Annotated in this window: 5 protein-coding genes; 4 read left to right on the top strand and 1 reads right to left on the bottom strand. The window is 67.0% G+C overall.

The features are described 5' to 3' along the window. A partial coding sequence (locus H149_RS22820; RefSeq protein ID WP_020650520.1) for a TetR/AcrR family transcriptional regulator occupies positions 1 to 303 on the bottom strand: 303 nt, incomplete at its 3' end. A gap of 161 nt (positions 304 to 464) precedes the next feature. Here H149_RS22820 and H149_RS21150 point away from each other — a divergent pair. The 4 genes from H149_RS21150 to H149_RS0114645 all read left to right on the top strand — a co-directional run bounded on the left by H149_RS21150 (position 465) and on the right by H149_RS0114645 (position 8318). Then, positions 465 to 2213, top strand: a complete 1749-nt coding sequence (locus tag H149_RS21150) for a carboxylesterase/lipase family protein (RefSeq protein WP_083931003.1) — start codon at positions 465 to 467, stop codon at positions 2211 to 2213. Continuing rightward, positions 2135 to 3508, top strand: a complete 1374-nt coding sequence (locus H149_RS24105) for a sugar MFS transporter (RefSeq protein ID WP_245540535.1) — start codon at positions 2135 to 2137, stop codon at positions 3506 to 3508. Before H149_RS21150 ends, H149_RS24105 begins: the two co-directional genes overlap by 79 nt. A gap of 14 nt (positions 3509 to 3522) precedes the next feature. Further along, positions 3523 to 6054 (top strand): TonB-dependent receptor, encoded by a 2532-nt coding sequence (locus H149_RS0114650; protein ID WP_154654830.1) that lies wholly within the window; start codon positions 3523 to 3525, stop codon positions 6052 to 6054. Between the two features lie 65 nt (positions 6055 to 6119). Further along, entirely contained in the window at positions 6120 to 8318 is a 2199-nt protein-coding gene (locus H149_RS0114645; RefSeq protein WP_154654829.1) for a beta-glucosidase, read from the top strand. Positions 8319 to 8368: the final 50 nt, after the last annotated feature.

Below are 8368 nucleotides of genomic sequence, written 5' to 3'. Positions count from 1 at the left end.
GGTCGGGATGCTTGAGCGGGTGGTCAGTGACGAGGGGGGCATGGCCGCCGGGTCGGCGGCTGGCGGCGGTGAATTGAATATTTCAGGACCGACTAGATAGATCCCGTCCTTGGACTCGAAGTAGTTGTACACCATGGGGCGCGTCACGCCGGCCGCCGCCGCAATGTCCTCGATCGACGTGCCCTGATATCCCTGCTTCGCAAACAGAGCCTGTGCGACATCCAGCAGCTGTTCCTCGCGAAAGGCGCGAGGAACGCGGCCATGACGGTGGCCCTTGACTGTCTTCACGACTCGTTTGCTCATCGGCTTCCAGTTCTTTGCAGCGCTTGAGAGGGGGCGGAAATTTTAGATTGTATCGGTGCCGCGGCCTGCTCAGGCGCGGCGCCGCAAGGCCGCCGCGCATGCTTGAACATTCGCGAGACGCGATGTTACGCTTACGTAACTGAAATAATAAAGAAGGCCGCATGGCCTCGGAGGAGAAGGGGATGAGCGCCAGGATCTGGCGGGGCTGTCGTGCTGCGTCCGCATGGCGGCGCCGACCGCGCGTCGCGGCGTTTCGGCTGGCGGCGATCGCGCTTCTCTGGGCTTCGCTGGCGGGGCACAGCTTCGCCGGCGACACCGGCCCGGCGGCGGCATCCGCGCTGCTCGTACGGACTGTTGCCGGTGAAGTGCGCGGCAGCCTTTCGGCAGGCGGCGCCGTGCTGCGGTGGCTCGGCATTCCCTACGCCAGGCCGCCGGTCGGCGATCTGCGCTGGCAACCGCCGCAAGCGCCGCTGCCCTGGGACGGTGTGCGGGCGGCCGATGCCTTCGGTGCGCCTTGTGCGCAGATCGGCTCGATCTACGGACCGCCGCCGGCCGGAAAGCCCTGGGGCCTGGCCAACGTCGACACCTTCGGCGAGCCGGTCGGCAGCGAGGACTGCCTGAGCCTCAACATCTGGCGCCCGTCCGGCGCGACGCAGCCGCTGCCGGTCATCGTCTTTATCCACGGCGGCAGCAACATCGCCGGCGCCGCTTCGGACCCGCTCTACGACGGCGCGAAGCTCGCCGCGTCGGCCGGGGCCGTCATCGTGACCATCAACTACCGCCTCGGCTTCTTCGGCTGGTTCACGCATCCCGCCCTCGCGACAGGCGATCCGCTCGGCGACTCGGGCAATTACGGCACGCTCGATATCCTGCAGGCCCTGCGCTTCGTCCAGGCCAACGCGTCGGCGTTCGGCGGTGATCCCGCCAACGTCACCCTGATGGGGCAGTCGGCCGGTGCCATCGATCTCTACAGCGTGATGGCGTCGCCCCTGTCGGACGGCCTGTTCCATAAAGCCATCGTGCTCAGCGGCCTGATCGCGTCCACCACCCGGGAGAAGGGCGCCGAGTTCGCCGAGCGCCTGGCCGCTGCGCTGCTCGTGCACGACGGTCTGGCCGCGACGAACCAGGACGCTGCGCGCTACCTCGCCGCCCAGGGGCCGCGCTGGCTGGAGGACTATCTCAGGGCGAAGACGGGCACCGAGCTGCTGGACGCCGTCAGCCGCGATCCGTCGCTGCGTCGAGCGCCGACCTGTTTCGGCGACGGCGCCGTTATTCCGAGCGATCTGTCGGCGAGCTTCGAGCAGGGTCGCTTTCGCGCCGTGCCGACCATCGTCGGGCGCACCCGCAACGAGGGCAAGTTGTTCACCGTCGGCGCCTACAAGGTCAGCGACGCCGAGCGCTTCACCATGATGCTGACGTCGGATCCGGACGCCGCCCCGAAGGTGAAGCTGAAAGATCTCGTCAGGCCGCTGCTGTTGCCGTCCTGGGGCAGCGGGCTGTACGACGCCTATGCCTGGCTGATTCTCTCTGCCGCGCTGCACGGCGTGAACGACAGCATCTCGAAGCTCGCGCGCCACGAGACGAAGGTCTTTGCGTATCGCTTCGACTGGAATCGCGGCCCTGAACCGTGGAAGTCCGTCTACGGCGCCGGCCACGCGATCGATCTGCCGTTCGTGTTCGGGAATTTCTCGAACAATTTCTATTCGATGGATTTCTCGCAGGCGAACGAGCCCGGCCGGGACGCGCTGTCGCAGCTGATGATGCGCGCCATCGGCGCCTTCATCCGCAGCGGCGATCCGAACGGCGCGCCGCTGCCCACGACCTGGCGCCCGTGGCGCACGGACGATCGCGACGGTCACTATCTGCTGCTGGACGCTTCCGATCGGGATCCGATCGTGTCGATGCGCTGAGGCCTGCCATGGATCGTCCTGCTTCTCGCAACTTCGGTATCGGCGTGGCGGAAGAGGCGGCGCCGCGCTGGATCTATCCCCTGATCGTGAGTCTGTTCTTCGTCTGGGGATTCGCCACCGTGCTCGTCGACAGCCTGATACCGCGGCTCAAGGGCTTGTTCTCGCTGAGCTACTCGGAAGCGATGCTGACGCAGTTCTGCTTCTTCATCGCGTACTTCGTCGTCTCCGTGCCGGCGAGTCTCATGCTCGGCCGCATCGGCTATCTGCGTGCCCTGAGCGCAGGGCTCGTCGCGATGGCCATCGGCTGTCTGATGCTGGCGGCGTCCGCCCTGTGGGGACGCTATGCCGGCTTTCTGCTGGCGCTCTTCGTCGTGGCGTCCGGCGTGACGATGCTCCAGGTCGCCGCGAACCCGCTGATCTCGCTGTTGGGCGGAGGCGATGCGCGCGCGCATGCCCGGCTGACGCTGGCGCAGGGCTTCAACGCGCTCGGCACCACCGTCGGTCCGCTTTTCGGCGCCGCCTTCATTCTTTCCGCCGAGCTTTCTTCGTCGTCCGGTGCGTCGCCACTGCCGGCGCCGTCGTCCGTGCCGGCGCAGGAAGCGATGCAGCTGGGTGCGCCGTTCCTCGCCATCGCCGTCGGCCTGACGATCCTGGCGGCGCTGTTCTGGCGGGTCCGCGAGGGGCGCTGGACGCCGTCGGCGGCCGTCGCGAAGGCGCCGACGCTCGCACTGCTGCGCGAGCCACGGCTGCTGTTCGGCGTCGTCGCGATCTTTCTCTACGTCGGCGCCGAGGTATCGATCGGCAGCATCCTCGTGAACTACCTCATGCAGCCCGTGACGCTGCATCTGGACATGGCCGCCGCCGGCCGCGGGGCGAGCCTGTACTGGGGCGGCGCGATGGTCGGCCGATTCCTTGGCGCGGCGCTGCTGCGCCGGCTGCCCGCCGCGACGATGCTGATGATCGTCGCGGCCGGCGCCGCGGCGCTCGCCGCGCTATCGGCGACCAGCCACGGCGTCGTCTCCGCGGCGGCGATCGTCGCCATCGGTCTGTTCAACGCGATCATGTTCCCGACCATCTTCGGGCTCGCGATCGAAACGCTGGGCGAAGCCACGGCGGCGGCTTCCGGCGCTCTGTGCATGTCGATCGTCGGCGGCGCCGTGCTGCCGCTGCTGACGGGCGCGGTGGCGGATCGCGCCGGTCTCGGCGCGGCCTTGTTCGTGCCGGTGGCCTGCTATCTGTGCATCGCCGGCTACGGCGTGTTCGCAGGACGAGTCAGTGCTGTCAAAAAAATATAAAGAGGAGAAATGGAATGTCTCGGTTCGTGAATTCCGCACGGATCTCCGAGTCGGCGACGACGCGGGCCGTGCGTGTCGACAAGCGGTGTCCGGAAAACGATGGCCCGCACTGGGACGATCCGGATGCGAGCGCTCATGCGCGTCATCTCGCCCCGCCGTTGGTGGCCTGTTGCTTGGGGCTGGCGCTGTGCTGTCAGCCGGTACACGCGCAGGAGGCCGCGGAGCTCAGCGGCGATACATCGGCGGCGGGGCCCGATGCGTCGACGCCTGCGGCCGACGCTGAGCTGCCGACGATCCCGGTGCCGCAGCACGAGGACGAGCTGGCGGTCCCGGTCGCAGCCGACGAGTCCAAATTCAACGATCGCCAGATCGAGGAAATCGTGGTCACGGCGACCAAGCGCAAGCAGTCGCTGAGAGACATTCCGGCATCGATTTCCGCCATCACCGGTGCGCAGCTGGAGGAGCAGGGCAAGCTCAGCCTCAATGACTTCATCCAGCAGTCGCCGGGTGTGGTCGCCACGCAGGCCAGCCAGGGCTTCACGCGCATTTCGATGCGCGGCATCAGCACCGACACGAACCCGACGTCGATCAACGCCTCGCCGGTCGGCATCTTCATCGGCGACACGGCTTTCACGGACCCGTACATCAACAACATCGCGCCTGACCTCAGCGCCTTCGATCTCGCCGGCGTGCAGATACTCAAGGGCCCGCAGGGCACGCTGTTCGGTGGCGCCGCGCTTTCGGGGGCGATCCGCTATGAGTTGCAGGAACCGGTGATCGGCGAGTGGCAGCTGCGCGGATTCTCGCAATACATGAGTCCGGATCGGGGCACGGCGGCGACCACCAGCGGCGCTGCCATCAACGTGCCGCTGCTCACCGACGACGGGCTGGCTTTTCGCTTTGCCTACGTGCGGCGCAACACGCCGGGCGTCTACGCCGATGCCCGCACCGACCCGATCGACAGGGGCGTCGATCGCGGCAGCGGCGATCAGATTCGCGCGATCCTGCTGTGGGAGCCGTCGGAGGCCTGGAAGTTCAAGCTCACGCACCTGAGCCAGGACTACAACGCGCCCAACGCCGCCATCGTTGCCGACACGCCGGACGGTCCGCGCCAGACCGACAAGCTGGTATTGCCCAACCCGTCCGACAACCGCTTCGGGCTCGACAGTTTCGAGGTCAATTACGACTTCGATTTCATGCGGGTGGTATCGCTTTCGTCGTGGATCGAGAAGCGGGCGTACTTCTCGCACGATCTGACCGCGGCGCTGGCCGGCACGCCGCCGCCCGGGTATCCATCTCAGCTCGGACTGTTCCTGGCCGTTCATGACAACTCCAGAGCTTTTTCGCAGGAGCTGCGTCTGCAGTCGAGTCCGGGCGAGCCGTTCCAATGGCTGATCGGCGGCTACTACTACGATTACTCGCTGCATTTCGAGATCGTCGGCGACACGCCGCTGCATCAGCGTCTGTCGCCGATCTTCGACTGGCTCGGGACTCTGCCCGGAGGGCTCGGCAATCTCGGGCCCTATCTCGAACAGACGACTTCCTTGCTCTACGGCGTCAACGACGCCAAGTCGTACGAGCACGCGATCTTTGCCGACCTGAGCTACAAGTTCTGGGATCGCCTCGACGTATCGGCCGGCGCGCGCTTCTACACGACGTCGGTCGAGGGCGGCTTCACCGGTACCGGTCTGCTCGTGCTGGCGGAGAACTACGGACAGACCGTCGATACGATCGGCAAGATCAGCGAGCGGGGCGTCAATCCAAAGTTCACCGCGACCTATCACTTCAACAAGTACGACTCTCTCTACGCTTCGGCCAGCAAGGGTTTCCGCTTCGGCGGTCTGCAGGAAGTGCCGTCGACGGCGACCAACGGCGTCCCGCCGAACTACAAGTCGGACACGCTCTGGAACTACGAGATCGGACTGCGGACCGGCTGGTTCGACGACACGCTGCACGCCGATCTCACCGCTTTCTACATCCGCTACCAGAACCCGATCATTCAGCAGACGACGCAAGGCATTCCGCTGAACTACAACGTCAACGCCTCGGCTGCGATCAGCCGCGGCCTCGAGTCCAGCCTCGTGTGGCGGCCGCTCCGCGGTCTGACCCTCGCGCTGGAAGGCGGCATCACCGATGCGCACATCACCGAGCCGTTCACGGCCGTCGGCGGCGTCGAAGTGAAGCCGGGTGCGCAGATGCCGGGCGCCGCGCGCAACCAGTACAACGCTTCGGTTCAGTATCTGCGGCCGCTGGGCTTCGTCATTGCCGGCGGCAACGTCGGATACACCTACATCGGCAAGGGTTACAGCAATCTGACCCACGACGTCGAGATCAACGACTACGCCACGCTCGATGCCGGCCTGTCGCTGGCCGGCGGGACCGAAGCTTTCCAGGCGCGTCTCGGCGTCAACGTCATGAACGTTCTCAATACGACCGCGCCGGTCGGCGGCTCGACCGGTAAGGCCATCATCGGATCGGCCGACGTCAACGCCTATGTGCTCAACCCGCCGCGCACGCTGATCGTGCGCCTGAGCGTCGATTTCTGAGACGCCCCCACGTTCAACGATCAAGCGAGGGTCACCCGGACGGAGACCTCGCCATGGAGGAGTGCATGATGAAAAAAATTCTGCCGGCCCTGCTCGCAGGCGCCTGCGCGTTCACCGCGGCGGCGAGCGATCCGAAGCCGCGCACGGCTGTTGGCGATCCCGACCAGCGTGCCGCCGCCGTCGAAGCGCAGATGACGGACGAGGAGCGCTTTCACTTTCTGCAGACCCATCTGCCGCTGGTGATCGAACCTGGAAAGCCGACGCGCCTGATTCCGAACGTGCCGATCGCCGTCGGGCGGATGCCGGCGATCGAGCGGCTCGGCACGCCGGAGATTCTCGAAACGGACGCCAGCCTCGGCGTCGTCAATCCGCTCGGTCTGCGCGAAGGTGACGTGGCGACGGTGCTGCCGTCCTCGCTCGCGCTGGCGGCAACGTTCGATCCGGCGCTGTCCTACCGCGCCGGGGCGATGGTGGCGGCGGAGGCCCGGGCCAAGGGCTTCAACGTGCTGCTCGCACCCGGCGTCAACCTGACGCGCGATCCGCGCGGCGGCCGCAATTTCGAATACTTCGGCGAGGACCCGCTGCTGTCCGGCGTGCTGGCCGGCGACTACATCCGCGGCGTGCAGGATGCCGGCGTGGTGGCGACCATCAAGCACTTCGCGCTCAACGATCAGGAGACCCTGCGCCGCAGCGGCGATGCGCAGATCGCCGAGGCGGCGTTACGCGAGAGCGACCTGCTCGCGTTCGAGATCGGCATCGAGCGCGGCCAGCCGGGCGCGGTGATGTGCGCCTACAACAAGGTCAACGGCGACTACGCCTGCGGCAACGATTTCCTGCTCAACCGCGTGCTCAAGGGCGACTGGGCCTACAAGGGCTGGGTCATGTCCGACTGGGGCGCGGTCCACGATGTCGGTTTCTTCAACGCCGGCCTCGATCAGCAATCCGGCGCCGAGATGGACAAGCGGCAATGGTTTGCCGAGCCGCTCAAGGCCGAGTTCGCCGCGGGGCGTGTTTCCCGGCAGCGGCTGTCCGACGCGGTGCGCCGCATCCTGCGCTCCCTGTACGCGGTCGGCGCCGACGCTGCACCCGTCAAGCGACCGATCGACTACGAGGCGCACGCGGCCGTGGCGAGGGCCGTGGCGGCGGACGGCATCGTTCTGCTCAAGAACGATCAGCTGCTGCCGCTGACGGACGCCAAGCAGTCGATCCTGATCGTCGGCGGCTACGCGATCGCCGGCGTCATGTCCGGCGGCGGCTCCAGCCAGGTGACGCCGGTCGGCGGTCCCGCGGCGGTCATTCCCACCGACGTACATCATCTGGCGAAGCTGCCGCTCGGCCAGATCCTGGTGCCGTCGAGTCCGGTGCAGGCCCTGAAAGCCGCGCTGCCGTCGGCGACCATCGCCTACGATGCCGGTTATGACGTCGCGGTGGCCGCAGCCCGCGCGGCCCGCGCCGATCTCGCCATCGTCTTCGCGAGCAAATGGGAGACCGAAGGTCGGGATTCCGGCAGCCTGTCGCTCGGCGGCGCGCAGAACGAACTGATCGCGGCGGTTGCGAAAGCGAATCCGAAGACGGTCGTGGTCCTCGAAACCGGCAATCCGGTGCTGATGCCGTGGCGGGATGAGGTCAAGGCCGTCGTCGAGGCCTGGTATCCGGGCCAGAAGGGCGGCGAGGCCATCGCCGACGTCCTGAGCGGCGCCGTCAATCCTTCGGGGCGCCTGCCCATCACTTTTCCGGCGAGCGAAAGCCAGAATCTCCACGGTGCCCTGCCGGGGCTGGGCGAGGAATACGGTCTCGATTTCGCGGCCGCCGACAAGATCATCGCGAATCCGGAAGGGGCCGAGGTCGGATATCGCGGCTACGCGGCGCGAGGCCAGACGCCGCTGTTCGCCTTCGGGCACGGCCTCAGCTATACGCGATTCGAGCTGGGGCCGGTGCAGCTGAAGGTCCATCGCAACCGCGTTGCGGCCAGCTTCTCCGTGCGCAATATCGGAGCGCGCGAAGGCAAGGCCGCGCCGCAGCTGTATCTGGTCAAGGCCAAGGGCAAGCCGGTGCTGCGTCTGTGCGGTTTCGCGAAGCTCGCGCTCAAGCCCGGCGAGCGCCGCGAGCTCAGCGTGACGGTCGATCCGCGCCTGCTCGCGGGCTGGGAGTCGCAGGGCTGGCGGATCCGCCCCGGCCAGTACGAATTTGCCTTGGGCGACTCAGCGACGGATCTGGGGCCGGCGCAGGCGGTGACGCTGGCCGATCAGCGCCTGCCGCCCTGAATGCCGACATGGTCATGAAGGGCGGCGGGACCAACGGCTTCGCGGACGCG

Origin of the sequence: Solimonas variicoloris DSM 15731, assembly GCF_000382285.1 — a bacterium.
Classification (GTDB): Bacteria; Pseudomonadota; Gammaproteobacteria; order Nevskiales; family Nevskiaceae; genus Solimonas; species Solimonas variicoloris.
This window is presented reverse-complemented; position numbering and strand designations above follow the sequence as displayed.

Excerpts from the sequence above, each read along its gene's own strand:
- H149_RS0114645 (WP_154654829.1), top strand. The coding sequence starts at position 6,120 with ATGATGAAAAAAATTCTGCCGGCCCTGCTCGCAGGCGCCTGCGCGTTC.
- H149_RS21150 (WP_083931003.1), top strand. The coding sequence starts at position 465 with ATGGCCTCGGAGGAGAAGGGGATGAGCGCCAGGATCTGGCGGGGCTGT.
- H149_RS0114650 (WP_154654830.1), top strand. The coding sequence starts at position 3,523 with ATGTCTCGGTTCGTGAATTCCGCACGGATCTCCGAGTCGGCGACGACG.